General features: G+C 68.7%; 1 protein-coding gene. It reads right to left on the bottom strand.

What is annotated here, in order from left to right; all coding sequences use genetic code 11:
- Positions 1-153: 153 nt before the first annotated feature.
- Complete coding sequence (locus E1294_RS52045) at positions 154-963, bottom strand: Rossmann-fold NAD(P)-binding domain-containing protein (RefSeq protein WP_132520796.1); 810 nt, start codon at positions 961-963, stop codon at positions 154-156.
- Between the last annotated feature and the right edge of the window lie 72 nt (positions 964-1035).

The raw sequence follows: 1035 nt of genomic DNA, 5'->3' as shown, positions 1-1035 counted from the left end.
TAGCCCTGCTCGCATGCACTACCGTGGCCCGCCGTCGGTGCGGGTTCGCCACCGCTTGCAGTTCCCGGAGCGCGCAGGTCCAGACGACTGCACGAGCTGCCGCAGCCAACCGATCACGACTACCAGGTCCCGATCGAGCGGTGGGTGAGCTTGCTACCGCTTCCAGATGTGGGCGTTCGCGCGGGCGAAGTCCGCGAAGTCGCGAGCCGGGCGGCCGAGCGCTTCCCGTACGCCGTCCGTGATGCTGGCGTTGCGGCCGTCCAGGATGTCGGTGAACAGGTGGCCCAGGGCCTCGGCGGCCTCGCGGGGCGCTCCGTGTTCCACGGCCCCGTTCACGTACTCCTCGGGCGTGACCCGGACGAAGGTGATCTCCCTGCCGATGATCGCCGACAGCTCCTTGGCCACGTCCGCGAACGTCAGCAGCCTTGGCCCCGTCATCTCGTACAGCTTGCCCGCGTGCCCCTCCTGGGTGAGCGCGGCCACGGCCACGTCCACGATGTCCTCGACGTCCAGGAACGGCTCGGGCACGTCGGCGGCCGGCAGCGCGATCACGCCGTCGAGCACCGAGCCGAGCAGGAAGTCCTCGCTGAAGTTCTGCATGAACCAGCTGCAGCGCAGCACCGTCCATTCGGCTCCGGACTCGGCCAGGGTGCGCTCGCTGGCCCGGGCTTCCGGCTCGCCTCTGCCAGACAGCAGGACGAGTTTGCGCACGCCGTTGCGGTCGGCCAGGTCGGTGAACGCCTTGATGTCGTCGTAGGCGCCGGGCAGGGCCAGGTCGGGGTAGTAGGAGATGTAGGCGGCGGTCACGCCGTCGAGCGCGGCCTGCCAGGTGCCGCGGTCCTGCCAGTCGAAGGCGGGGGTGGCGGAGCGGGAGCCGACCCGTACGGGCAGGCCGAGCGAGCTGAGCCGGTCAGCAATGCGGCGGCCGGTCTTGCCGGTGCCGCCGAGCACCAAAGTCGTCATGCATCTAGTAAGCCCCGATACCGATAAGACTCTCCATAGTTGAGAATCGCAATCCCATATGCGATCGTCTAG

The organism is Nonomuraea diastatica, assembly GCF_004349015.1.
Taxonomy (GTDB): Bacteria; Actinomycetota; Actinomycetes; order Streptosporangiales; family Streptosporangiaceae; genus Nonomuraea; species Nonomuraea diastatica.
The sequence above is the reverse complement of the archived record's forward strand: the minus strand, read 5'-3'. Positions and strand labels throughout refer to the sequence as shown.

What these genes read in the sequence shown, in the direction of transcription:
- E1294_RS52045 (WP_132520796.1), bottom strand. Translation starts at nt 963, where the DNA reads ATGACGACTTTGGTGCTCGGCGGCACCGGCAAGACCGGCCGCCGCATT.